This window comes from Bordetella petrii, from assembly GCF_017356245.1.
Lineage (GTDB): Bacteria > Pseudomonadota > Gammaproteobacteria > Burkholderiales > Burkholderiaceae_B > Bordetella_A > Bordetella_A petrii_D.
Window position 1 is genome coordinate 910,769 of sequence record NZ_JAFMZZ010000001.1, and the last position, 23,643, is coordinate 934,411.

Sequence of the window (23,643 nt, forward strand, 5' to 3'; positions counted from 1 at the left end):
CTAGTAGGTTGGTAGTCCGGCCTTGACCCCTATTGCGCCTGCGCGGCGGCCGGGCGGCCCGTTTTTTCGAAGCGGGCGCGGATCGAACGCTCGATTCCGGCGGCATCCAGCCCCACCCCGGCCAGCAGCGCGGCCTGGTCGCCGTGGTCGATGAAGCGGTCGGGCAGGCCCAGTTGCAGCACCGGCACGCCCACGCCTTCCTGGTGCAGCACCTCGGTCACGGCGCTGCCCGCCCCGCCCATGATGGCGGCCTCTTCGAGGGTGACGATGGCGTCGTGGCTGGCGGCCAGCTCCAGGATGAGCTCGCGGTCGACCGGCTTGACGAAGCGCATGTCGGCCACGGTGGCGTCCAGCGCCTCGGCCGCGCCCAGCGCCGCCTGCGCCAGGGTGCCGAACGCCAGGATGGCGATGCCGCGGCCCTGCCGGCGGATGACGCCCTTGCCCACCGGCACGGTGTCCAGGCCGGGCGAGACTTCGGCGCCGCGGCCGGCTCCGCGCGGATAGCGCACCGAGGCCGGGCCGGGATATTCATAACAGGTCGACAGCAGCAAGCGCGCCTCGTTTTCATCCGAGGGGGTGGCGACCACCATGTTCGGCACGCAACGCAGGTAGGCGATGTCGTAATTGCCCGCGTGCGTGGCGCCATCGGCCCCCACCAGGCCGGCACGGTCCAGGGCGAAGGTGACGTCCAGATTCTGCAGGGCCACGTCGTGGATGAGCTGGTCGTAGCCGCGCTGCAGGAAGGTGGAATAAATGGCCACCACCGGCTTCTGGCCTTCGCAGGCCAGCCCGGCCGCGAATGTCACGGCATGCTGTTCCGCGATGCCCACGTCGAAATAGCGGCGCGGGAAGCGCTGCTCGAACTCGACCAGGCCGCTGCCTTCGCGCATGGCCGGCGTAATGCCCACCAGGCGTTCGTCGCGTTCGGCCATGTCGCACAGCCACTGGCCGAACACCTGGGTGAACGTTTTGCGCGCCGACGGTTTGCCCTGCTGGATGCCCACGGCGGGATCGAACTTGCCCGGCCCGTGATACAGCACCGGATCGGCCTCGGCGAGCTTGTAGCCCTGGCCCTTGCGCGTCACCACGTGCAGGAACTGCAGGCCTTGCAGCGCCTTCAGGTTCTGCAGCGTGGGCACCAAGGCATCGAGGTCGTGGCCGTCGATCGGGCCCACATAGTTGAAGCCGAACTCTTCGAACAGCGTGGCCGGCGTGACCATGCCCTTGGCGTGCTCTTCGAAGCGGCGCGCCAGCTCGAGCACCGGCGGCACGTGCTGCAGCATGGCGCGGCCGACGTTCTTGGCGGCGGCGTAGAAGCGCCCGGACATCAGACGGGCCAGGTAGCGGTTCAGCGCGCCCACGGGCGGCGAGATCGACATGTCGTTGTCGTTCAGCACCACCAGCAGGTTGATATCGGGGGTGACGCCGGCGTTGTTCATGGCCTCGAAGGCCATGCCAGCCGACATGGCGCCGTCGCCGATGACCGCGATGTGCTGGCGCTGCACGCCGGCGTTGCGCGAAGCCACCGCCATGCCCAGCGCGGCCGAGATCGAGGTCGACGAATGAGCCGTGCCGAACGCGTCGTATTCGGATTCGCTGCGCTTGGGAAAGCCCGAGATGCCGCCTTCCTGGCGCAGGCGCGCCATGCCGGCGCGGCGCCCGGTCAGGATCTTGTGCGGATACGACTGGTGCCCGACATCCCAGACAATGCGGTCGTGCGGCGTGTCGAACACGCGGTGCAGGGCCAGGGTAAGTTCGACGGTGCCCAGATTGGACGACAAGTGGCCGCCCGTCTTGGATACCGACTCCAGCACGAAGCCGCGCAGCTCTTCGGCCAGCGCCTTGAGCTCGCGGCGATCCAGTTGGCGCAGGTCGGCGGGCGTTTGGATGCGGTCCAGCAATTCTGTCGTCATGCTTGGTATCAGCGGTCTCTGAGTACGATGTAGTCTGCCAGGCGGGCCAGCGTCGAGCCGGCATCGCCCAGCGGCGTCAGGGCCGAGTGCGCGGCGCCGCGCAACTCTTCGGCCAGCGCGCGGGCGTCGTCCAGCCCCAGCAGCGACACATAGGTGGGTTTGTTGCCAGCGGCGTCTTTGCCGGGCGTCTTGCCCAGGCTGACAGTATCGGCGGTAACGTCAAGAATGTCGTCCACGACCTGGAAGGCCAGGCCGACGGCCTGGGCGTAGTCGTCGAGCGCCTGCCGGGTGCTGGAACTGGCCCCCGACACAATGCCGCCCAGCGCCACGCTGCATGCCAGCATGGCGCCGGTTTTCATGCTGTGCATGGTTTGCAGTTCGTCGCGCGACAAAGCATGGCCGACGCTGTGCAGGTCGATGGCCTGCCCGCCCGCCATGCCCTGGCTGCCGGCCGCGCGGGCCAGCGCCTGCGTGGCCTGCACCACCAGTGCCGGCGCGATGGGCATGTCGGCCAGCAGCTCGAAAGCCAGCGGCTGCAGCGCATCGCCGGCCAGCATCGCGGTGGCTTCGTCGAATTGCACGTGCGTGGTGGGGCGGCCGCGGCGCAGCGTGTCGTCGTCCATGCAGGGCAGGTCGTCGTGAATCAGCGAATAGGCGTGGATCAGTTCCACCGCCGCGGCGGCGCGATCCATCGAGGCCTGGATGGCCACTGCGCTGCCGTTGACGGGGCAGGCCTGGCCGGCCGCATAGACCAGCGCGGCGCGGATGCGTTTGCCGCCGCCCAGCACCGCGTAGCGCATGGCCTCGTGCAGGCGCGCGGGCAGCGCGTCGGCAGCCGGCAGGCATTCGTCCAGGACCGCTTCGATATGCTGCGCGCGGCCCTGCAGCCAATCCGCGAACGCAAGGTGTTGTTGCTTCATCCGGTTATTCGTCGTCGAGCGCGCGCGGATCCAGCGGCCGCAGCAGGCCGTCTTCCAGCACCCTGACCTGCTGCTCGGCCTGCGCCAGGCGCTCTTGGCAGACGCGCGTCAGTTCGACGCCGCGCCGGTAGGCGGCCAGCGATTGCTCAAGAGGCAGGGACCCGTCTTCCATGGCGGCCACCAGCGTTTCGAGCTCGGCCAGCGCGGTTTCGAAATCCTGGGGCAAGGGGCGGTCGTCGTGCTGCGGATCGGTTTGCGGGGAAGTGGCCAAACGGGGCTCCGTGCGCGGAAATGAGTGATTCGATCCGTGAATTGTACGATGATGCGCGCGCTTTCCGCGCCCGGCCGCGGCGCCTTTCAGCGTAACCGGGCCCTAAGAAAGACTGCCCGACAGCTGCCGCACCGCCTCGCGCAAGGCCGGCGCGACACGTTCGCGCAGCGCCGCCGCGGGCAGCAGCGCGGCCGGCCCGCCGCAGCTCATGACGAACAGGCCTTCTCCGGTCACCGACTGAAACGGCACCGCCACGGCGTTGATGTCGGCCCGCCAGGCCCCCAGCGCGAAGCAGCAGCCATCAGCGGCCAGATCGGCGCGCGCCTGCGCCACCATGGCCGGGTCGGGCGCGGCCTGCCCCAGGCGCCCGAGCAGCGCCGTGCGCTGCGTGTCAGGCAAGGCCGCCAGATAGGCCCGCCCCATGGCGCTGTCCAGGCTGGCCCGGTAGCCCACGGGCAGGCGCAGATACAGTTCGGACGAACCGTGGATGGCCTCGACATAGACCATGGCATCGCCGTCGAATGCGCCCAGCGCCACCGCGCCGCCGGTATCGCGCGCCAGTTGCACCATGGACGCCTTGGCCAGCTCGCGCACTTCCAGCCCGGCCAGCAATCCGAAGCCCAGCGCCAGCACGCCATAGCCCGGCGAGTATTTGCCGCTATCGGGGTGGTAGCGCAAATAGCCCAGCTCGGTCAGCGTGTAGGTGATGCGGCTGATGGTGGGCTTGGGCAGGCCGGTAAGGCCGGCCAGGTCCTGGTTGCCCAGCGTGACGGCGCCGGGCCCGAAGCAGCGCAGCACATCGAGCCCGCGGGCCAGCGCCACGATGAAATCGGGCGTGGCCCGGCCCTGGCTGTCGCCGCGCCGCCGCCGGGCGGGCCCGCTGCGTCCGGCGTCTGCGCCGGGCCCGGGAGGATCGGAAGGGGCTTGCATCGTATGGGCTTCGTTCTTATAGTTTATTTCGTTAAACAAAATTAAATTCCATTCTACGGAATTTTATAGAACCCAACCACCACTTTCTGCCATTACCAAGGGGAAAACATGTTCAAGCGCGTCTCTCTCTTCGCGGCCGCCGCGGCCCTGTCGGCCTGCGCCGGGCTGGCCCAGGCCGCCTATCCTGAACGGCCCATCACCATCATCTCGCCCTTTCCCGCCGGCGGCGCCACCGACGCGCTGACGCGGATCCTGGCCGAACGCATGAGCAAGGCCCTGGACCAGAGCATCATCGTCGAGAACAAAGCCGGCGCCGGCACCACCATCGGCGCGGCCTATGTCGCGCGCGCCCAGCCCGACGGCTACACCCTGCTGATGGCCACCAACTCCACGCTGGTCACCAACCGGTTCCTGTACAAATCGCTGCCGTACGACCCGGACGGCTATGCGCCGGTCGGCATGGTGGGCATCGGCCCGCTCATCCTGCTGTCGAACGACAAGCATGGCTTTAAAAGCACTGCCGACGTGGTCGCGCAGGCCAAGCAGCGGCCCGGCAGCCTGACCTTCGCCACCTTCGGGCCGGGCACCTCGTCGCACCTGGCCGGCGAGCTGTTCAAGCAGGAAGCCGGCATCGATCTGCTGCACGTGCCGTTCAAGGGCGCCACGCAGGCCCTGCCGGCCCTGATCAACGGCGACGTCGATGTGTTTTTCGACATGGTGGCCACGGGCATGCCGCAAGTCGCCGCGGGCAAGCTCAAGGTGTTCGGCATTACCAGCAAGACGCGCCTGCCCACCCTGCCCGAGGTGCCCACGCTGGCGGAACAAGGCTATCCCGCCTTCGACCTGACGGCCTGGTTCAGCTTCGTAGCCCCCAAAGGCACGCCTGCCGATACGCTGGCGACCCTGCAGCAGGCCCTGGCCGCCACGCTGCAAGACCCCCAGATCCGCGACAAGATGCTGACCATGGGCATCGAGCCGCGCTCGGGCACGGCGCAGGAACTGACCCAGCAGATCCGCAACGAACAGCCGGTCATCAAGAAACTGGTGCAGCAGGCGGGCCTCAAGCCGCAATAAAGCCCGCTCCAGTTGCAACAAAATGCCCCCCGGCCGCGCGCGCGGCGGGGCATGTTTGCGTTTGCAAGCCGCGACTAACGGTTCGAAACATCGGCCCGGGCGGGCGCTGCTAAGGTGAAAGCATGCCTCATTCCGCAGATCGCCTGGACCGACTCGACGCCGCGCGCTGGCTGGCCGCGCTGGCAGTGGTATTGCTGCATAGCGCCGCACAGGCCGTTTCCGATGCCGGCGCCTACGGCAGCGGCGACTGGCTGGCGGCCAACCTGTACGACTCGGCGGTGCGCTGGTGCGTGCCCGTGTTCGTCATGGTCAGCGGCGCCCTGCTGCTCGACGCCGACCGGCCGCAGGATGCGCGCAGCTTCTATCTGCGCCGGGCCGCGCGCATATGCGCGCCGCTGGTATTCTGGACCCTGTTCTACCTGAGCTGGCGCAGCCTGCTGGACTGGTGGGACGACGGGCGCGTCGACCTGTCGTTCTGGCCCCGCAAGGTGGCCGAAGGCGCGCCTTATTACCACCTGTGGTACCTGTACATGATCGTGGGCCTGTACCTGTTCGCCCCGCTGGTGCGGGCGCTGTACCAGCGCAGCCTGCCGGCCGCGCGCCGGCTGTGGGTAGTGGGCATCCTGGGCATCGCCATCCTCGACGCGCTGTATCGCCAGGCGCTGGGCGCGGGCCAGGGCTTCTTCCTGACCTGGTTCCTGCCGTACCTGGGCTACTTCGTGGCCGGGCGCATGATTTTCGACGGCGAACTGCGCGTGCCGCGCCCCGCCCTGCTGCTGGCCCTGAGCGTGGCGGCGACTGCCTGGGGCGTGTACTCCTTGTCCGAGGCCGGCAAGCTGAACCTGTATTTTTACGATTACTTCAGCATCACGGTGCCGTTCATGTCGCTGGCGGCGTTCCAGTGGATCATGAACACCTCGCGCGTGCCGCCGCTGTCGACACTGGCTCCGTTGACGTTCGGGGTGTACCTGATCCACCCCCTGTTCCTCGACCTGGCCGATCGCGCCGGGGCCCACGCCGGGCCCGGCGCGGCCTGGCACGTGCCGCTGCTGGCGACCGCGGTGTTCGGCCTGTCGGCCGCCAGCAGCTGGCTGCTGCGCCGCCACCCCGTGACGCGGCGGCTGGTGTAAGAAACGCGTCATGCGCGGCCGGTATGGCGCAAGGGTGCCCCGCAGCAAGGGATAGGGTACAATTCACGGTTTGATCGGCCAGCCCGATTTTTCTTCGCGCCAGAACGGAAACTCTGCCGTCCTGGCTTTTTTATCCGAGCGGAGGGAATCATGACCGACGTTGGTCGGATGGCGCATGTCGTGCCGGCTCGCACCCAGCTTCCCGTCAGTGCGTATTTTGACGAAGCCCGCTTCAAGCGCGAGCAAGAACTCATCTTCAAGCAATCCTCGCTGTATGTCGGCCACCAGAAACTGGTGCCTGAAATCGGCGATTGGCGCACCCTGCCCCAGGAAGACGGCGGGCGCGTACTGGTGCGCAACGCCCAGGGCGTCGAACTGATCTCGAACGTCTGCCGCCACCGTCAGGCCCTGATGCTGGGCGGCCAGGCGGGCAATGTCAGCGGCCCCGCGCCCGGGCAGGGCAACCTGAAAGAAACCGGCGGCAACATCGTCTGCCCCCTGCACCGCTGGACATACAACAACCGCGGCGAGCTGCTGGGCGCCCCGCAGTTCGACTCCACGCCCTGCATGAACCTGCAGCGCTTCCGCCTGCGCGACTGCCACGGCCTGCTGTTCGAAGGCCCGCGCGATCCGCAGGCCGACCTGGCGCCGCTGTTCGCGCGGCCCGAGTTCGATTTCGGCGACTACGTGCTGGACCACGTCGAAGTGCACCAGTGCAACTACAACTGGAAGACCTTCATCGAGGTCTACCTCGAGGACTACCACGTCGGGCCGTTCCACCCGGGCCTGGGCCGCTTCGTCACCTGCGACGACCTCAGCTGGGAATTCGCCGACTGGTACAGCCTGCAGCGCGTGGGCGTGCACAAGGCGCTGGCCCAGCCCGGCTCCGACGTCTACAAGCAGTGGCACGATCGCGTGCTCGATTACCGGGCCGGCGACGCCCCCGATTTCGGCGCGGTGTGGGTGACATACTTCCCCACCCACATGATCGAGCTCTACCCGCACGTGCTGGTGCTGTCCACGCTGTACCCCAAGAGCCCGCAGGAAACCGTCAACGTGGTCGAGTTCTACTACCCCGAAGAAATCGTCGCCTTCGAGCGCGAGTTCGTCGAGGCGCAGCGCGCGGCCTACATGGAAACCGCCGTCGAAGACGACGAGATCGCCGAACGCATGGACGCGGGCCGCAAGGCCCTGATGCTGCGCGGCACCAACGAAGCCGGCCCGTACCAGTCGCCCATGGAAGACGGCATGCAGCACTTCCACGAATGGTATCGCCGCATTATGCAAGAGTAGGCCTCTGCTCCCCCGACGCGCTGCGCGCTTCGGGGGCTTTCACTTCACGCTCCGCAGGGTGCCTGATACCTCCGGACGCGTCATCAAACTGTCAAACGCCTGCGGTCTACTGACCCTCCGGCCCCGCAATGGCGCGCCCGCGCGGCGCCGCACTGGAACAACCCCAGGGGCTCATCATGGCTTTTACCCTGCAAGATATCGAACAGCTGTTCGTGGAGCGCGGGCACCGCGCCTACGACGGCGAACCCGTCACCCAGCTGCAGCATGCGCTGCAAACGGCCGCCCTGGCCGAGCAGGCCGGCGCGGCGCCGGCGCTGATCACCGCCTGCCTGCTGCACGACCTGGGCCACCTGATCGCCGACCGGCCCGGCACGCCCTCGCTGGACGGCCTGGACGACAAGCACCAGTATTTCGTGCTGCCCTTCCTGCGCGGTCTGTTCGGCGCCGCCGTGCTCGACCCGATCCGGCTGCACGTCGAGGCCAAGCGCTACCTGTGCTTCGTGGAGCCCGATTACGACGCCGTGCTGTCGGCGGATTCGCGCCGCAGCCTGGTGCTGCAGGGCGGCAGCTTCGATGCCGGCCAGGCGGTCGATTTCGCCAGCATGCCAGGCGCGCCGGACGCCATCCGGCTGCGCCGCTGGGACGACATGGCCAAGACGCCCGGCCTGGCCACGGAATCGCTGGATTACTACCTGCACATCGCCGAAGGCGTGGCGAGCCCCAGCCGGCAGCCCGCCGCCATCTGGTAGGCCCCGCTCAGGCGCCGCGCGCCACCGGGCGGGCCGGGTCGCTGCACCATTCGCTCCAGGACCCGGGATACAGGCGCGAGCCCGCCAATCCGGCGATCTCCATGGCCAGCAGGTTGTGGCAGGCGGTAATGCCCGAACCGCACTGGTGCACCACCGCGCGCGGATCGCGATCGCCCAGCAGGCTCGCGAATTCGGCGCGCAACTGCCCGGGCGGCTTGAAGCGGCCGTCGGCCTGCAGGTTTTCGCCATTGGGGCGGTTCAGCGCGCCGGGAATGTGCCCGGCCACCGGGTCCATGGGTTCGACCTCGCCCCGGTAGCGGTTCGCCGCGCGTGCGTCGAGCACGGTGAAGGCCGGCTGCGCCAGATTGGCCAGCACCGCGTCGGCATCCACGGTTTCGGCCAGCGACGGGCCGGCCGGCGCCGCCCCGGAGCCCGACTCGGCCGCGACGGCATCGGTGCCGACCGGCAGCCCGGCCGCGACCCAGCCCTGCCAGCCGCCGTCCAGCACCGCCACGCGCTCGTGGCCCAGCCAGCGCAACATCCACCACAGATGCGCGGCGAACATGCCGCCGCTGGCATCGTACGCCACCACCAGGGTATCGGGCTGCACGCCGTGGGCGGCCATCAGCGCCGCCAGGTCGGCGCGCGACGGCAGCGGATGCCGGCCATTGCTGCCGGTGCGCGGCGCGGCCAGCTCGGTTTCGTGGTCCAGGTAGCGCGCGCCGGGAATATGGCCCTGCTCGTAGGCGCGCCGGCCGGCCGCGTGATCGGCCAGATCGTGGCGCACGTCGAAAATGCGCACGTCGGGCGACTGCAGGCGACCGGCCAGGTCGGCGGCGGAAATCAGCGTCATGGTCATGCAAGCTCCTTGGAAGCAGGTTCGGGTCAGGACTCGGGCGGCATGCGCATGGTGCGCCATACCGACAGCAGGCCCGCCATGATGATCAGGCCCATGCCTGCCCAGGCCAGGGTGTCGGGCCGGTCGCCCCAGAAACCCATGCCCAGCAGCGCGGCAAATATGATCGTGGAATACTGCAGCGCGGCCGTCAACAGGGCCGAACCGACTCCGAACGCCCGCGTCATGGCCAATTGCCCGAACAGCCCGGCCACCCCCACTCCCACCAGCGCGGCATAGCCCAGCAGGTCGGCGTAGCCCCAGCCCTCGACGGCCAGGCCGGCCATGCTGCTCAGGCACACCCCCAGCGAAAAGAACAGCACGGTGCGCCATTCGGGCTCGCCGATGCGGCCCAGCTGGCGGATCTGCAGCATGGCCACCGCCGACATGGCGCCGGCGCCCAGGCCGAACAGCGCGGCCAGCCACTGGTCATGGTTGATGCTGGGGCGCAAGACGGCAATCACGCCGGCAAACCCCAGGGCCACGGCGGCGATGCGCACGGGGTCGCGCTGCGCCCCGCCCCAGCCCAGCATCCAGCAGGCGATGAACAGCGGCGCCGTGTAATTCAGGCTGGTGGCGGTGGCCAGGGGCAGGTGCGAAATGGCGAAAAAACCCAGCCACATCGAAGTGACGCCCGCCACATTGCGCCACAGATGCAGCCGCCAACTGGTGGGCACGATCGACTGCCGCCCGGCGCGCGCCCACAGCAGCAGCAGGATGACAGACGGAAAACCGCGGAAAAGCACGATCTGGGGCAATGAAGCGCCGTGCTCGGTGGCCAGCTTCACGAACGACCCCATCATGGCGAACATGGCGGACGCCACCAACATCCAAAGAGCCTGCATGGGGTCCAGATGATGAAAAAAAGAAGGGAAATAGGGGAAAGCGATACTATACTCCGGGTCCGGAAAGCCTATCGCGGCCATAGGGGAACCGCCCTGCCCCGGCCCGGTCAAAACAGGCGCTCATTGCTCGCAGAGGATCACAACAAGCATGAAACGCATCTTCCTGTTCATCGTCACCAACCTGGCCGTCATGGTCGTGTTGTCGGCCACGCTGCGCGTCCTGGGCGTCGACCGCTACATCACCGCGCAGGGCATCAATTTCCAGTCGCTGCTGATCCTGTCGGTGGTCATCGGCTTCACGGGCTCCTTCATCTCGCTGCTGATCAGCAAGCCCATGGCCAAATGGAGCACCGGCGCCCAGGTTATCGACCCCGCCGCGCCGCGCGGCGCGCGCGAGGCCTGGCTGGTCGAAACCGTGCACCAGCTGGCCGACCGCGCCGGCATCGGCCATCCCGAAGTCGCCATCTACGAAGGCCCGCCCAATGCATTCGCCACCGGCGCATTCAAGAACGACTCGCTGGTGGCCGTGTCCACCGGGCTGCTCGACAGCATGACCGAAGAAGAAGTCGCCGCCGTGCTGGGCCATGAAGTCGCGCACATCGCCAACGGCGACATGGTCACGCTTACGCTCATCCAGGGCGTGGTCAACACCTTCGTGGTGTTTCTGGCCCGCGTGGTGGGGTACTTCATCGACCGCACCGTGTTCCGCAACGAGCGCGGCGTGGGCGCCGGCTATTTCATTACCGTGCTGGTCTGTGAAATCGTCTTCGGCCTGCTGGCCTCGATCATCGTTGCCTGGTTCTCGCGCCAGCGCGAATACCGCGCCGACGCCGGCTCGGCCCAGCTGATGGGTTCGCGCGAACCCATGATGCGCGCCCTGGCGCGCCTGGGCGGCCTGGAACCGGGCGAACTGCCCAAGTCGTTCGAGGCCTCGGGCATTGCCGGCAAGGGCGGGCTGGGGGCCATTTTCGCCTCGCACCCGCCCATCCAGGCCCGCATCGCCGCCCTGCAGCAAATGCGCGTGGCGTAAGGCCGCCGCGGCGGGCAACGGGGCGGCCTTACGGCCGCCCTTGCTTTTCCCCGGTCAGTCCAGCGTCAGCACGGTGGCGCCGGTGGTCTTGCGGGCGGCCAGCGCAGTCTGCGCCTGGCCGGCTTGCTCCAGGCTGTAGCGCTGGTCGATGCGCACCTTGATCTTCTTCTTCAACACCAGATCGAACATCTCGGCAGCGGCGGCGTTCAGCTTGGCCTGCGTGTTCACGTGCAGCCCCAGCGACGGACGCGTCACGTACAGGCAGCCCTTCTGATTCAGCGTGGCCAGGTTCACGCCCGACACCGGCCCCGACGCATTGCCGAAACTGACCATCAGCCCGCGCGGCTCGATGCAGTCCAGCGAGGTTTCCCAGGTGTCTTTGCCCACGCCGTCGTACACCACCGGCACCTTCTTGCCGCCGGTCAGTTCCAGCACGCGCTCGACTACGTTCTCGCGCGAATAATCGATGGTCTGCCAGGCGCCGTTGGCGCGCGCCAGCTCGGCCTTCTCGGGGCTGGAAACGGTGCCGATCAGCTTCACGCCCAGCGCCTTGGCCCATTGGCAGGCAATCAGCCCCACGCCGCCGGCGGCCGCATGGAACAGAATGGTTTCATTGCCCTGCAGGCGGTATGTCTGGCGAAACAGGTACTGCACGGTCAGGCCCTTGAGCATCAGCGCCGCGGCCTCGTCGAAATCCACCCCCTTGGGCAGCTTGACGACCTGGGCGGCCGGCACGTTGCGGGCCTGGGCGTAGGCGCCGATAGGGCTCTGCCCGTAGGCCACGCGGTCGCCTTTCTTCAGGTGGGCCACGTCGGCCCCCACCGCTTCGACCACGCCGGCGGCCTCGAAACCCAGGCCGTGCGGCAGCGGGTGGGGATACAGGCCGGTGCGGTAATAGATGTCGATAAAGTTCAGGCCCGCCACATGCTGGCGGATGGTGACCTCGTTGGGGGCCGGCGGCGGGACTTCGACGTCGACGACTTTCAGGACTTCGGGCCCGCCATGTTGTTCGATACGGACTGCCTTGACGAGATTGCTGGCCATGCCGGCCTCCTTTGCGTGTTGAATTCTCAGACTGCCATGCGGCGCCATGCCGCGCTAAACCCGTGCCCGGGCGTCATCCGCCCGCCCCCGCCCGGCTGCGCCCGCCCATCAGCACGAACACGCCGACCAGCACCAGGGCCGTGCCCGCCAGCTGCCAGGCGGTAATGGGCTCGCCCAGCAGCCATGCCGCCAGGAACAGCACCGACACCGGCCCCACCATGCCCAGCAGCGACGCGGTAGGTGCGCCCACCAGGGCCACGGCCCACATCAGCATGAACACGGGCACCACGGTATTCAGCGTGGCGTGAACGAACGAATAGCCATAGACGCCGGCCGGCTGGGCCAGCATCGATGGCGGATGCACCAGGAAGAACTGGACGATGCAGGCCAGGCAGGACACCAGCATGGCATAGGCCACCAGGCGGGTCGCGCCCACCCGCTTGACCAGCTCGCCCGAACAGATCAAGTACACAGCATAGCTGAGCGCCGACCCGAAAATGAACAAGGCCCCGAGCGCCACGTGGGAACCCGCGCCATGCCTCAGGTCTTGCGCGAACACCAGGATCACGCCCAGGTACGACGCCACCATGGCCACCCACTGGCGCGGCGCCACCGGGCGCTTCAGCCACCACGCCGACAGCAGCACCACCAGCGTGGGCGACAGGAACAGGATCAGCCGCTCGAGGCTGGCCGATACATAGCGCAGCCCCAGGAAGTCGAGAAAACTGGAAAAGTAATAGCCCAGCAGGCCCAGCAGGCAGACCTGCACGCGCTCGCGCCGGCTCAGCACCGGCAACTCGCCGCGCGCCGCCCGCCGCGATTCGCGCCAGGCCACCGCCGCGAAGAACGGCATGGCGAACAGCATGCGGAACGCGATCAGGGTGACGGCGTCGATGCCATACCGGTAGGTGAGTTTCACCACGATGGCCTTGGCCGCGAACAGCACGGCGCCCAGCGTGGCCAGGAAGAAACCGAGGGCGCGGGAAGAGGCGAAGGTCGGCGACCAAGACCTGGCTGGGCGATTCATGCGATGATTTTATATTTTCCGGCGCCGCCGCGGTGCCGGCCGCCACCGCCAGCCGCCTTTTCGCATGACTCGCCAACGCGCCCTCGTCTATATCCATTTTGCCGCCGTGCTGTTCGGCCTGACCGGCGTGTTCGGCGAACTGATCCAGGCCGGCGCCACGGTCATCACCCTGGGGCGGGCCGCCTTCGCCGTGCTGGCGCTGGCGGGGTTCGCGCGGGCCCAGCGCCGGCCATTGTTCAGCACCCTGTCGCCCGCGCAATTGTTCATCCTGATCGTGGCCGGCTGCCTGCTGGCCGCGCACTGGGTCACCTTTTTCATCTCGGTCAAGACCGGCGGCATCGCCATTGCGACGCTGGGTTTCGCCAGTTTTCCCGCCTTTATCACCCTGCTAGAGGGCGTGCTGTTCCGCGAACGCGTGCGGCTGGCCGAATGGTCGCTGCTGGGCCTGGTCACGGCCGGCCTGGTGCTGGTGACCCCGTCGTTCGATTTCGCCGACCAGGGCACCATCGGCCTGGCGTGGGGCATTCTGTCGGGCCTGTCGTTCGCCCTGCTGGCCCTGACCAACCGTCGTTCCGCCGCAGGCCTGGATCCGATGCAGGTCGCCTGCTGGCAGAACATCGTGGTGGTGCTGGCCATGCTGCCCTTCGCCACCAGCCAGCTGCCGGCGCTGGCCGCGCTCGACTGGCTCTGGCTGGGGCTGCTGGGCATATTCTGCACAGGCCTGTCGCACTACTTGTTCGTCTCCAGCCTGACCCGGCTCAACGCGCGCAGCGCGGGGCTGGTCATCGCGCTGGAACCGGTCTATGCCATCGCGTTCGCCTGGCTGCTGTTCGCCCAGCAGCCCACGCTGCGCATGGCGGCCGGCGCCGCCCTGATCGTGGCCGCCATCGTCTGGTCGGGCTTGCGCAAGGCCCCGCACTAGCTCGCCTGCGGCAGCGCAAGTGCGCCTTGACAATATCTGACTAGGCAATAAAATACGCGGCATGAGCTCTACCCGCCCGCCCGCTTCGTCCGACACCCCGGTGCATTACCGGGGCACTGCGCGCTGCACCGACGACAACATCGGCTTCATGGTCAAGCTGGTGTACAACTCGCTCAACCGCATGCTCGATCTCGAAATGGCGCCGCTGGGCCTCACGGCCATGCAGTGGCGGCCCATCGCCATGGTGGCGCGCGGCAGCGCTGACACGCCGGCCGAAATGGCGCGCCTGCACGGCGTCGATACCGGCGCCATGACCCGCACCCTCGACCGCCTCGAGGCCAAGGGCCTGCTGCGCCGCGCCCGCAGCCATGAAGACCGCCGGGTGGTCAAGATCGAACTCACCGAGCTGGGGCAGGAAAAGGCCAAGGCCATTCCCGCCAACATCGCCCGGGTACTCAACCACCACCTGCGCGGGTTTTCCACCGACGAAGTCGCCCAGCTGCAGCACCTGCTGGGTCGCATGCTGGCCAACGGCACGCCCGCGGGCACCCCGGAACCCTGACCGGCGCCCTCCCGCCGGGCCGACCACCAACCGAAAGATCATGCTGCGCCCCTCATTGCCCCACACTAACTGCCTAGGCAAATACGGTTTGATCAACAATTTTCAGCAAAACGTCAGGATGAAATCCCTAGTTCCCATGGTTCTGCTGCTGGCCCTGGGCGGCTGCGCCTGGATGGCCCCCACCAGCGAGCCCGTGGCCCAGCTCGACGCGGCCCGGCTCGGGCTGCAGGGCACGTCTGTCACCTGGCCCGACACCCAGTGGTGGCGCCGCTACGGCGACGCCCAGCTCGACACGCTGGTGGGCGAGGCCCTGGCCAACAACCCGTCAATGACGGCGGCCCAGGCCCGCCTGGCCCAGGCCAACGCCGCCGTGCGCGGCGCCCGCGCGCCGCTGTTTCCGCAGGTGGACGCCAATTACAGCCTGACCCGCCAGCACCTGCCCGAGAACTACATCTACCAGCCGCCGCTGGCCGGCGGCGTCAGTTCCGACAACCGCCTGGCGCTCGACTTCAGCTACGAGCTGGACTTCTGGGGCAAGAACCGTTCCCTGCTCGACGCTGCCGTTTCGCAACAGGCCGCGGCCCAGGCCGATGCCCAGGCGGCGCGCAACCTGCTGGCGCGCGCCGTGGTGCGCAGCTACCTGAACCTGCAGAACGCCTTTGCCCAGCACGAAGTGCTGCAGCGCATCCTGGCCCAGCGCGCGGATGTCCTCAAGCTGACGCAGGACCGCCGGAACGCCGGGCTGGACACGCTGGTCGAGGTCAAGCAGGCTGAATCGTCATTGGCAACCGCCAAGGTCGAACTGACCCAGGTCGACACCACCATCGCGCAGCTGCGCAACCAGGCCGCGGCGCTGGCGGGCGCCGGGCCAGCGCGCGGCCAGCAGCTGCGGCCCGTGACGCTGGCCGCGCCGGCCGGCGTGGTGCCCGACAGCGTGCCGCTGGATCTGCTGGGCCATCGCGCCGACATCACGGCGGCCCGCTGGCGCGCCGAGGCGGCCCGCCACAACGTCGACGCGGCGCGCGCCGAGTTCTACCCCAACATCAACCTGGTGGCATTCGCCGGCTTCCAGGCCATCGGCACCGGCAACCTGCTCGAGGCCGGCAGCCGCACCCTGGGCATCGGTCCCGCCATCACCCTGCCCATCTTCCATGGCGGCGCGCTCAACGCCAACCTCGCCGGCCGGCGCGCCGATGCCGACCTGGCGGTGTCCGACTACAACCAGAACGTGCTCGACGCGGTGCATCAGGTGGCCGACGCGCTGGATGCGCTGCGCCTGCTCGGCCGCGAGACCACCCAGCAGCGCCAGGCCCGCACGGCGATCGACGCCGCCTATGACCTGGCCGTGCAGCGGTATCGCGCCGGCATGGGCAACTACCTGACCGTGCTGGTGGCCCAGACCGGCGTGCTGGCCCAGGCCCGCCTGGACACCGACCTGCGCTTCCGCGCCTACCAGCTCGATGCCGACCTCGCCTATGCGCTGGGCGGCGGCTACACGCCGCCCGCCGCCGATGGCCAGGCCTCGTCTTCTTCTCATTGACCGACCCGGATCCCGAAGTCATGACCGCAACTCCCGTAGCCAACCCCGCCCGCAAACGCCTGCTGCTGATCGCCGCCGGCGTGTTCATTCTGCTGGCGATCCTGTACGCCATCTGGTGGGCATTGTTCGGTTCCCGCGTGGAAAGCACGGACGACGCCTACGTGCACGGCAACCTGGTGCAGATCACGCCGCAAGTGCCCGGCACCGTCATCGCCATCGAGGCCGGCGATACCGAGCACGTGCGCGCCGGCCAGCCGCTGGTGCGGCTGGACCCGTCCGACGCCGACGTGGCGCTGCAGCAGGCCGAAGCCCAGCTGGCGCAAACCGTGCGCCAGGTGCGCACGCTGTATGCGCAGAACGATTCCCTGGCGGCCGACGTCAATGTCCGGCAGGCCGATATCGAACGCGCCCAGGCCGATCTGAGCCGCGCCCAGGCCGACTTGAAGCGCCGCCAGGCGCTGGCCAAGTCCGGCGGCGTCAGCGGCGAAGAATTGCTGCACGCCCAGACCGCCCTGAAATCCGCCCAGTCGGGGCTGGCCCAGGCCAAGGCAGCGCTGGCCGCTGCGCAGGCCCGGCTGGCCACCAACCAGGCCCTGACCGACAACACCACGGTGGCCGACCATCCCGACGTGCGGCAGGCCGCGGCCAGGCTGCGCGATGCATGGCTGGGCCGCTCGCGCACGGTGCTGCCCGCGCCGGTGGACGGCCTGATCGCGCGCCGCAGTGTGCAAGTCGGCCAGCGCGTGGCGCCGGGCGCAGCGCTCATGAACGTGGTGCCGCTGGACCAGGTGTGGGTCGAGGCCAACTTCAAGGAAGGCCAGCTGCGCCGCATGCATCCCGGGCAATCCGCCACCCTGGTCGCCGACATGTACGGCAGCTCGGTCACGTACCACGGTACGGTGGTGGGTCTGGACGCCGGCACGGGCAGCGCCTTCGCGCTGCTGCCGGCGCAGAATGCCACCGGCAACTGGATCAAGGTCGTGCAACGCGTGCCGGTGCGCATCGAGCTCGATCCCGAAGAGCTGAAGACGCATCCGCTGCGGGTCGGCCTGTCGATGGACGTCGAAGTCGACGTCAGCCAGGGCGGCGACGAGCTCGCCCCGCTGCCGCAGCGCCATGAGCCGGCCTGGTCCACCAAGGCCTTCGCCGATCCGCAGGCCGAGGCCGACGCCCTGATCGCCAAAATCATCAAGGCCAACCTGGCATCATGAGCACCAAGTCCCGTCCGTCTTCGGCGGCCGCCGCGCCGCCTCCGCTCGAAGGCGCGACCCGCATCATCGGCTCGATCGCCCTGTCGACCGCGGTGTTCATGAACGTGCTGGACACCTCGATCGCCAACGTGTCGCTGCCCACGATTTCGGGCGACCTGGGCGTGAGCACCAGCCAGGGTACGTGGGTCATCACTTCGTTCGCGGTGGCCAATGCCATCACCGTGCCGCTGACGGGCTGGCTGACCCAGCGTTTCGGCCAGGTGCGCCTGTTCCTGACCTCGACGCTGCTGTTCGTGCTGGCCTCGTGGCTGTGCGGCTTTTCGCCGTCGCTCGAGGCGCTGCTGGCGTTCCGCGTGCTGCAGGGCGCCGTGGCCGGCCCCATGATCCCGTTGTCGCAGGCGCTCATGCTGGCCAGCTTCCCCAAGTCGAAGGCGGGCATGGCGCTGGCCGTCTGGTCCATGACCACGCTGGTGGCGCCCGTGGCCGGGCCGCTATTGGGCGGCTGGATATCCGACAACTATTCCTGGCCGTGGATCTTCTACATCAACGTGCCGGTGGGGCTGCTGGCGGCATGGATCAGCTGGCGCGTCTACCGAGACCGCGAATCGGCCACGCGCAAGCTGCCCATCGACAAGGTCGGGCTGGCCCTGTTGGTGGTGTGGGTGGGCTCGCTGCAGATCATGCTCGACAAGGGCAAAGAGCTGGACTGGTTCGCCAGCCCGGTGATCCTGGTGCTGGCCCTGGTGGCGTTTGTGGCCTTCGTGTTCTTCCTGATCTGGGAACTCACCGACGCGCATCCGGTGGTCGATCTGCGCCTGTTCAAAGAGCGCAATTTCACAGTGGGCGCGCTGACGCTGGCCGTGGCCTATGGCGTGTTTTTCGGCAACGTGGTGCTGCTGCCGCTCTGGCTGCAAAGCAACATGGGTTACACCGCCACCTATGCCGGCCTGGTAACCGCGCCGGTGGGGCTGCTGGCCATTCTGCTGACGCCCATCGTCGGCAAGGCGCTGGCCACGCAGGATGCGCGCATGCTGGTAACGGGCGCGTTCCTGATCTTCGCGCTGGTGTGCTTCATGCGCGCCGACTTCAACCCGCAGGTCGACATCCGCACGCTGATGATCCCCACCATCATCCAGGGCGCCGCCATGGCCGCATTCTTCGTGCCGCTGACATCGATCACGCTGTCGGGGCTGGAACCCTGGCGCATTCCGGCCGCGTCGGGCCTGTCGAACTTCGCCCGGCTGACCGCCGGCGCGTTCGGCACCTCGATCGCCACCACGCTGTGGGACAACCGGGCGGCGCAGCACCACGCCCGCCTGACCGAAGTCGCCTCGCCCGGGCACCAGCCGTTCGACCAGGCGATCGCCACCCTGCAGAACGGCCTGGGCGTGTCGCACCAGGAAGCCATCACGCGCCTGAACGGCATGATCAACACGCAGGCCTTCACCATGTCGGCACTGGATGTGTTCTATGCGTCGGGAGTGATCTTCATCCTGCTGACCGGGCTGGTGTGGTTCGCCCACGGGCGCGACAAGACGGCCGCGGGCGGTGGCGGCGCGGCCGAGGCTGCCGCCGGCGCGCACTGATCACTGCCGAAGGTGCCTGGCTCCGCAGGTGCCAGGCACCGAAGCGGTGCAGCGGCGCTCTCAATCGCACGGCGCCCGGCCCCCGGACGGGAGCCAGGCGCCTGCCGGGCACTGCCGGCGCTCAGCCCGCCGACACCAGTTCGGCAATGGCCTTGCCCACGTCCTGCGTGGACGCCGTGCCCTTCATGTCGCGCGTGCGCGGGCCTTCGGCCAGCACTGTTTCAATGGCCCCGACCACCGCCTGCGAAGCCTGCGGATAGCCCAGGAAATCCAGCATCAGCGCGCCGCTCCAGATTTGCCCGATCGGGTTGGCGATGCCCTTGCCGTAGATGTCGGGCGCCGAGCCGTGCACCGGCTCGAACAGCGACGGGAACTTGCGCTCGGGGTTCAGGTTGGCCGACGGCGCAATGCCGATCGTGCCGGTGCACGCCGGGCCCAGGTCGGACAGAATGTCGCCGAACAGGTTGGACGCCACCACCACGTCGAACCAATCCGGGTGCTGCACAAAATGCGCGCACAGGATGTCGATGTGGTACTTGTCCCAGCGCACGTCCGGATACTGGCTGGCCACGTCGGCCACGCGCTCGTCCCACCAGGGCATGGAAATGGAAATGCCGTTGGACTTGGTGGCGGCGGTCAGGTGCTTGCCGCGCTTTTGCGCCAGGTCGAAGGCGAACTTCAGCACCCGGTCGGCTCCCACGCGGGTGAACACGCTTTCCTGGATCACCACCTCGCGCTCGGTGCCCGCGAATAGCCGGCCGCCGCTGTTGGAATACTCGCCTTCGGTGTTTTCGCGCACGATGAAGAAATCGATGTCGCCCGGCTTGCGGTCGGCCAGCGGCGACGGCACGCCCGGCATCAGGCGCACCGGGCGCAGGTTGATGTACTGGTCGAAATCGCGGCGAAAGCGGAACAGCGACCCCCACAGCGCTTCATGGTCGGGCACGGTGGCCGGCCAGCCGATGGAGCCGAAGAAGATGGCTTCGTGGCCGCCGATCTGCTGCGCCCAGTCGTCGGGCATCATCTGGCCGTGCTTGGCGTAGTAGTCGCAGCTCCAGTCGAAATGGTCCCACTGGAAGTCGATGCCGAAGCGCGTGGCCGCGGCGTCCAGCACGCGCAACCCCTCGGGCACCACCTCTTTGCCGATGCCGTCACCGGGAATGACTGCGATCTTGTGTTTGTTTCCTGCCACCGATGTTCTCCAATTGAGGTTCAAGCCTGTATCCGGCACGGCCGGCGGCACGGCACCGGGTGCCGCTAGGCGCCGCTCCACGCCTCCGCGTTCAGTTTATCGCTGTATACCGGCCGGCGCTGCGACCGCTGCACGTGGTCCAGCGCGGGCGTGATCACCTGCACCAGCCGGTCGAAAGACGGACGGATTTCCGCCTCGGGCACGCAAGCGTACCCGAGCAGCACCCCGGGCCGGGCATCGTGTTCGTTGGCATAGTAGCGGGACAGCGGCCGCGCGTGCAGGTCCAGCGTGCGGGCCGCGATGGAAATCCCCAGGTCGTCCGTGCCGTCGGGCAGGTGCATCACCAGGTGCAGGCCCGCCTCGTGGGTAGAAATGGGCCAGTCGGCGCCGAACCGCGCGGTGATGGCCTCGCGCAGCAGCGCCTGGCGCGCCGAATAGCGCTGCCTCATGCGACGGATATGGCTGGCGTAGTGCCCGCCCTCGATAAAGTCGGCCAGCACCGCCTGGTCCATCAGGCGCCCTTCGCGATACAGCTCCGACAGGCCGGTGGCCATGTGGCTGGCCAGCGGCTTGGGCAGCACCATGTAGCCCAGCCGGAATCCCGGGAACAGCGTCTTGGAGAACGTGCCCAGGTACAGTACCCGGTCGTGCTGGTCCAGGCCCTGCAGCGAGGCGATGGGCCGGCCGTCGAAGCGGAATTCGCTGTCGTAGTCGTCCTCGACCAGCCATGCGCCGCGGCTGTGGGCGTATTCCAGCAGCATGCGCCGGCGCGCCAGGCTCATCACCATGCCCAGCGGATACTGGTGCGACGGGGTCACGAAAATGAAGCGCGGCGGATCGCGCAGCTGCTGGGCGCTGGGCGCCATGCCCTCGCTGTCGACCGCCACCGGCACGGGCGTAATGCCGCAGGCCGCCAGGGTCGAGCGGGCGCCCCAGTAGCCGGGGTTCTCCATCCAGGCCGTGTTGCCATGGTCGCCCAGCAGCCGCGCCAGCAGGCTCAGCGACTGATGGATGCCGCTGGTCAGCACGATCTGGTCGGCTTCGCATTTCACCGAGCGCGACAGCCGCAGGTGCTCGGCCAGCGCCCGGCGCAGCGGCATGTAGCCGGCGCCGTGCGCATAGGTCAGCAGCTCGGGCTGCGATTGCCGCCAGCGCCGGCCCTGCAGGCGCGCCCACACCGCGCGCGGAAACAGCGACACGTCGGGCACGCCCGGCACAAACGCGCCCCACTGCCGGTCCGAGGCCGAGGCCTCGTGCACCAGTTGCGACCCGCGCCGCGACAGGGCGAACTGCGGCGGCAGCGCCGCGCCCGGCGCGTGGTCGGCCACGGGCGGCTGCTGCACGGCAGGCACGGTGTCCGAAACGAAGGTACCACTTCCGAACGCCGAGACCAGGTACCCTTCGGCCAGCAACTGATCGTAAGCATGCAGGACCGTATTGCGGGATAACCCTGTATCGGCCGCCAGTGCCCGGGTGGCCGGCAGCTTGGTCCCGGCCGGCACGTCACCGTCCAGGATCAGCCCGCGCAGAATGTCGTAGATCTGCCGGGATAGCGGAATGGCCGTATGGCGTTCCAATCGCTGCAGCAGGCACTCGGACAGAATCAGTTCTTTCAAAGTGGCACCAGAAACAAAAAACGATTTGGACCTATTGAGAGTACCAAATATCCGATACGCTGCCTCAGCGCAAGCAGAAAACGTCCACATAAATGCCAAGGGGAAAACCATGCAGCCGGACTCACCGCAACTTGCCGCCTTCGCGCCCTGGCCCGCCTGAGGCGGCGCCGCGCAACGTGCTTTACCTGTTCCACCCGTAGCACCCGAGTTGCGGGATGGCACGGCTGCCTGCACAGGAGTCCGGCGCCGTCCTCCCGCGTTTCCTTCAATGCCCGGAGGTTCACAGTGAAACTGACAACACGCCTCAAACTGTCCCTAGGCGCGCTCGCCCTGATAGCCGCCGTACCCATGGCCGCGGTACAGGCCCAGACACGCGGCGGCACGCTGCGCATGATCGTCCAGCCCGAGCCGCCCATCCTGATTCCCGCGCTGAACCAGCAGGCGCCCACGCAGTTCGTGGCCGGCAAGATCTACGAAAGCCTGTTGACCTACTCCTTCGACCTCAAGCCGCAGCCCGGCCTGGCGAAATCGTGGGAAGTCTCGCCCGACGGCCTGGCCTACACCTTCCATCTGCAAGAAGGGGTGAAATGGCATGACGGCAAGCCGTTCACCGCCGACGACGTGGTGTTCTCGCTGTCCGAGCTGCTGCCCAAGACCCATGCCCGCGCCCGCGTCATCCTGGGCCGCTACCTGGACAAGGTCGAGAAGGTCGACGACCACACCGTCACCATCCGGTTGAAGACCCCCTTCCCCGCCTTCATGCTGATGTTCGAGCCGGGCTTCGCCCCGATGATGCCCAAGCACATCTATGCCGGCACCGACTACATGAAGAATCCGGCCAACCAGAAACCGGTAGGCACCGGCCCGTTCATGTTCCAGGAATGGAAGCGCGGCGAATACATCAAGCTGGTGCGCAACCCCAACTACTGGAAAAAGGGCCAGCCCTACCTGGACGAGCTGGTTTTCAACGTCATTCCCGATTCGGCCTCGCGCGCCGTGGCCTTCGAGCGCGGCAGCGTGGACGTGCTGCGCGGCGGCGACGTCGACAACGTCGATGTCAAGCGCCTGCGCTCGCTGCCCAATGTCGAGTACACCACCAAAGGCTGGGAAATGTTCTCGCCCCAGGCCTACCTGATGTTCAACATGCGCACCCCGCCGCTGGACAACGTCAAGGTGCGGCAGGCGGTCATGGCCGCGCTGAACCGCAAGCTCATCGTCAACAACATCTTCTTCGGCCTGGGCAAGGTGGCCACCAGCCCGTTCGTGACCACCGAGATGTTCTATGACAAGAACATGCCGCCGCTGGACTTCAACATGAAGAAGGCGCGCGCGCTGATCAAGGAATCCGGCATCGACCCCAGCGCCTATACCCTGCGCTTCCTGGGCTTTCCGTACGGCTCCACCTGGGACCGGCTGGGCGAATACATCAAGCAGTCGATGGAGCAGCTCGGCTTCAACATCAACATGGAAGCCACCGACGCGGGCGGCTGGGCCAGCCGCACCGGCAACTGGGACTTCGACCTGACGCTGAACTACACCTACCAGTACGGCGACCCGGCGCTGGGCGTGCAGCGCCTGTATGCCGCGGCCAACATGGTCAAGGGCTCGCCCTTCGCCAATGTGCAGGGCTACAACAATCCCGAAGCCGACAAGCTCTGGACGGCGGCCGCTTCGGAAGTGGACCCGGCCAAGCGCCAGGAGCTCTACAGCAAGATCCAGACCATGCTGGTCAACGATGTGGCCAACGGGTTCCTGGTCGACATGGAGTTCCCCACCATTTATCGCAGCAACATCAAGAACCTGGTGCAGACGGCCATCGGCCTGAACGAATCGTTCGCCGACGTCTATATCCAGAAATAGAGGCGGGCGCGCCTGGCGCGCCCGGCCTGCCGC

21 protein-coding genes are annotated in these 23,643 nt (G+C 67.8%); 11 read left to right on the top strand and 10 right to left on the bottom strand.

The genetic code is table 11. The annotated features are described in order from the left end of the window. Positions 1–29: 29 nt before the first annotated feature. From dxs to J2P76_RS04340, 4 genes are all read right to left on the bottom strand, one after another. Entirely contained in the window at positions 30–1,913 is a 1,884-nt protein-coding gene (gene dxs / locus J2P76_RS04325; RefSeq protein ID WP_207404728.1) for a 1-deoxy-D-xylulose-5-phosphate synthase, read from the bottom strand. A gap of 8 nt (positions 1,914–1,921) precedes the next feature. Continuing rightward, positions 1,922–2,833 carry a polyprenyl synthetase family protein gene (locus tag J2P76_RS04330; protein ID WP_207404730.1) on the bottom strand — a complete coding sequence of 304 codons (912 nt, stop codon included), beginning with the start codon at positions 2,831–2,833 and terminating at the stop codon, positions 1,922–1,924. A gap of 4 nt (positions 2,834–2,837) precedes the next feature. After that, positions 2,838–3,104 (bottom strand): exodeoxyribonuclease VII small subunit, encoded by a 267-nt coding sequence (locus tag J2P76_RS04335; protein WP_207404732.1) that lies wholly within the window; start codon positions 3,102–3,104, stop codon positions 2,838–2,840. A gap of 102 nt (positions 3,105–3,206) precedes the next feature. Next, positions 3,207–4,034 (bottom strand): IclR family transcriptional regulator, encoded by an 828-nt coding sequence (locus J2P76_RS04340; RefSeq protein WP_207404734.1) that lies wholly within the window; start codon positions 4,032–4,034, stop codon positions 3,207–3,209. A gap of 108 nt (positions 4,035–4,142) precedes the next feature. Between J2P76_RS04340 and J2P76_RS04345 the strand changes: the two genes are divergently transcribed. The 4 genes from J2P76_RS04345 to J2P76_RS04360 all read left to right on the top strand — a co-directional run bounded on the left by J2P76_RS04345 (position 4,143) and on the right by J2P76_RS04360 (position 8,280). Further along, on the top strand, positions 4,143–5,108 hold the full coding sequence (locus J2P76_RS04345) for a Bug family tripartite tricarboxylate transporter substrate binding protein (protein ID WP_207404736.1): 966 nt from the start codon (positions 4,143–4,145) through the stop codon (positions 5,106–5,108). A 122-nt stretch (positions 5,109–5,230) separates the two neighbouring features. Further along, positions 5,231–6,238 (top strand): acyltransferase, encoded by a 1,008-nt coding sequence (locus J2P76_RS04350; RefSeq protein WP_207404738.1) that lies wholly within the window; start codon positions 5,231–5,233, stop codon positions 6,236–6,238. Between the two features lie 150 nt (positions 6,239–6,388). Then, the gene (locus tag J2P76_RS04355; RefSeq protein WP_207404740.1) at positions 6,389–7,531 is read left to right on the top strand and encodes an aromatic ring-hydroxylating oxygenase subunit alpha; all 1,143 of its coding nucleotides are present in this window, start codon (positions 6,389–6,391) and stop codon (positions 7,529–7,531) included. 176 nt (positions 7,532–7,707) lie between these two features. Continuing rightward, positions 7,708–8,280 (top strand): phosphonate degradation HD-domain oxygenase, encoded by a 573-nt coding sequence (locus J2P76_RS04360; RefSeq protein ID WP_207404742.1) that lies wholly within the window; start codon positions 7,708–7,710, stop codon positions 8,278–8,280. 7 nt (positions 8,281–8,287) lie between these two features. Here J2P76_RS04360 and J2P76_RS04365 read toward each other — a convergent pair whose 3' ends face one another. Both J2P76_RS04365 and J2P76_RS04370 read right to left on the bottom strand, forming a co-directional pair. Continuing rightward, entirely contained in the window at positions 8,288–9,139 is an 852-nt protein-coding gene (locus J2P76_RS04365; RefSeq protein WP_207404744.1) for a sulfurtransferase, read from the bottom strand. Between the two features lie 26 nt (positions 9,140–9,165). Beyond that, the gene (locus tag J2P76_RS04370) at positions 9,166–10,020 is read right to left on the bottom strand and encodes a DMT family transporter (RefSeq protein WP_207404746.1); all 855 of its coding nucleotides are present in this window, start codon (positions 10,018–10,020) and stop codon (positions 9,166–9,168) included. Between the two features lie 148 nt (positions 10,021–10,168). On the opposite strand from J2P76_RS04370, the gene htpX reads away from it, so the two are divergent. Further along, positions 10,169–11,050, top strand: a complete 882-nt coding sequence (gene htpX, locus J2P76_RS04375; protein ID WP_207404748.1) for a protease HtpX — start codon at positions 10,169–10,171, stop codon at positions 11,048–11,050. A gap of 54 nt (positions 11,051–11,104) precedes the next feature. Here htpX and J2P76_RS04380 read toward each other — a convergent pair whose 3' ends face one another. Beyond that, positions 11,105–12,094, bottom strand: coding sequence for a quinone oxidoreductase family protein (locus tag J2P76_RS04380; RefSeq protein WP_207404750.1), 990 nt, complete (start codon positions 12,092–12,094; stop codon positions 11,105–11,107). Positions 12,095–12,167: 73 nt separating this feature from the next. Beyond that, positions 12,168–13,121 (bottom strand): DMT family transporter, encoded by a 954-nt coding sequence (locus J2P76_RS04385; RefSeq protein ID WP_207404752.1) that lies wholly within the window; start codon positions 13,119–13,121, stop codon positions 12,168–12,170. Positions 13,122–13,185: 64 nt separating this feature from the next. On the opposite strand from J2P76_RS04385, the gene J2P76_RS04390 reads away from it, so the two are divergent. The 5 genes from J2P76_RS04390 (at position 13,186) to J2P76_RS04410 (ending at position 18,942) form a co-directional block, all read left to right on the top strand. After that, a complete protein-coding gene (locus tag J2P76_RS04390) occupies positions 13,186–14,043 on the top strand; it encodes a DMT family transporter (RefSeq protein WP_207404753.1) in 858 nt (285 codons plus the stop codon). Positions 14,044–14,104: 61 nt separating this feature from the next. Then, on the top strand, positions 14,105–14,605 hold the full coding sequence (locus J2P76_RS04395; RefSeq protein ID WP_207404755.1) for a MarR family winged helix-turn-helix transcriptional regulator: 501 nt from the start codon (positions 14,105–14,107) through the stop codon (positions 14,603–14,605). A gap of 118 nt (positions 14,606–14,723) precedes the next feature. Next, on the top strand, positions 14,724–16,145 hold the full coding sequence (locus J2P76_RS04400; protein ID WP_207404757.1) for an efflux transporter outer membrane subunit: 1,422 nt from the start codon (positions 14,724–14,726) through the stop codon (positions 16,143–16,145). A 20-nt stretch (positions 16,146–16,165) separates the two neighbouring features. Next, positions 16,166–17,356 (top strand): HlyD family efflux transporter periplasmic adaptor subunit, encoded by a 1,191-nt coding sequence (locus J2P76_RS04405; RefSeq protein WP_207404759.1) that lies wholly within the window; start codon positions 16,166–16,168, stop codon positions 17,354–17,356. Further along, positions 17,353–18,942 carry a DHA2 family efflux MFS transporter permease subunit gene (locus J2P76_RS04410; protein WP_207404761.1) on the top strand — a complete coding sequence of 530 codons (1,590 nt, stop codon included), beginning with the start codon at positions 17,353–17,355 and terminating at the stop codon, positions 18,940–18,942. Before J2P76_RS04405 ends, J2P76_RS04410 begins: the two co-directional genes overlap by 4 nt. A 121-nt stretch (positions 18,943–19,063) precedes the next feature. On the opposite strand, the gene J2P76_RS04415 is transcribed toward J2P76_RS04410, so the two are convergent. Both J2P76_RS04415 and J2P76_RS04420 read right to left on the bottom strand, forming a co-directional pair. Beyond that, positions 19,064–20,158 carry a tartrate dehydrogenase gene (locus tag J2P76_RS04415; RefSeq protein WP_242697288.1) on the bottom strand — a complete coding sequence of 365 codons (1,095 nt, stop codon included), beginning with the start codon at positions 20,156–20,158 and terminating at the stop codon, positions 19,064–19,066. Between the two features lie 41 nt (positions 20,159–20,199). Beyond that, the gene (locus tag J2P76_RS04420; RefSeq protein ID WP_207404765.1) at positions 20,200–21,750 is read right to left on the bottom strand and encodes a PLP-dependent aminotransferase family protein; all 1,551 of its coding nucleotides are present in this window, start codon (positions 21,748–21,750) and stop codon (positions 20,200–20,202) included. A gap of 285 nt (positions 21,751–22,035) precedes the next feature. On the opposite strand from J2P76_RS04420, the gene J2P76_RS04425 reads away from it, so the two are divergent. Continuing rightward, complete coding sequence (locus tag J2P76_RS04425; protein WP_207404767.1) at positions 22,036–23,610, top strand: ABC transporter substrate-binding protein; 1,575 nt, start codon at positions 22,036–22,038, stop codon at positions 23,608–23,610. Positions 23,611–23,643: the final 33 nt, after the last annotated feature.

Bases quoted from the DNA above. Each gene is read 5' to 3' on its own strand.
- dxs (WP_207404728.1), bottom strand. From the start codon at position 1,913: ATGACGACAGAATTGCTGGACCGCATCCAAACGCCCGCCGACCTGCGC.
- J2P76_RS04330 (WP_207404730.1), bottom strand. From the start codon at position 2,833: ATGAAGCAACAACACCTTGCGTTCGCGGATTGGCTGCAGGGCCGCGCG.
- J2P76_RS04340 (WP_207404734.1), bottom strand. From the start codon at position 4,034: ATGCAAGCCCCTTCCGATCCTCCCGGGCCCGGCGCAGACGCCGGACGC.
- J2P76_RS04345 (WP_207404736.1), top strand. From the start codon at position 4,143: ATGTTCAAGCGCGTCTCTCTCTTCGCGGCCGCCGCGGCCCTGTCGGCC.
- J2P76_RS04350 (WP_207404738.1), top strand. From the start codon at position 5,231: ATGCCTCATTCCGCAGATCGCCTGGACCGACTCGACGCCGCGCGCTGG.
- J2P76_RS04355 (WP_207404740.1), top strand. From the start codon at position 6,389: ATGACCGACGTTGGTCGGATGGCGCATGTCGTGCCGGCTCGCACCCAG.
- J2P76_RS04360 (WP_207404742.1), top strand. From the start codon at position 7,708: ATGGCTTTTACCCTGCAAGATATCGAACAGCTGTTCGTGGAGCGCGGG.
- J2P76_RS04365 (WP_207404744.1), bottom strand. From the start codon at position 9,139: ATGACCATGACGCTGATTTCCGCCGCCGACCTGGCCGGTCGCCTGCAG.
- J2P76_RS04370 (WP_207404746.1), bottom strand. From the start codon at position 10,020: ATGCAGGCTCTTTGGATGTTGGTGGCGTCCGCCATGTTCGCCATGATG.
- htpX (WP_207404748.1), top strand. From the start codon at position 10,169: ATGAAACGCATCTTCCTGTTCATCGTCACCAACCTGGCCGTCATGGTC.
- J2P76_RS04380 (WP_207404750.1), bottom strand. From the start codon at position 12,094: ATGGCCAGCAATCTCGTCAAGGCAGTCCGTATCGAACAACATGGCGGG.
- J2P76_RS04385 (WP_207404752.1), bottom strand. From the start codon at position 13,121: ATGAATCGCCCAGCCAGGTCTTGGTCGCCGACCTTCGCCTCTTCCCGC.
- J2P76_RS04390 (WP_207404753.1), top strand. From the start codon at position 13,186: ATGACTCGCCAACGCGCCCTCGTCTATATCCATTTTGCCGCCGTGCTG.
- J2P76_RS04395 (WP_207404755.1), top strand. From the start codon at position 14,105: ATGAGCTCTACCCGCCCGCCCGCTTCGTCCGACACCCCGGTGCATTAC.
- J2P76_RS04400 (WP_207404757.1), top strand. From the start codon at position 14,724: ATGAAATCCCTAGTTCCCATGGTTCTGCTGCTGGCCCTGGGCGGCTGC.
- J2P76_RS04405 (WP_207404759.1), top strand. From the start codon at position 16,166: ATGACCGCAACTCCCGTAGCCAACCCCGCCCGCAAACGCCTGCTGCTG.
- J2P76_RS04410 (WP_207404761.1), top strand. From the start codon at position 17,353: ATGAGCACCAAGTCCCGTCCGTCTTCGGCGGCCGCCGCGCCGCCTCCG.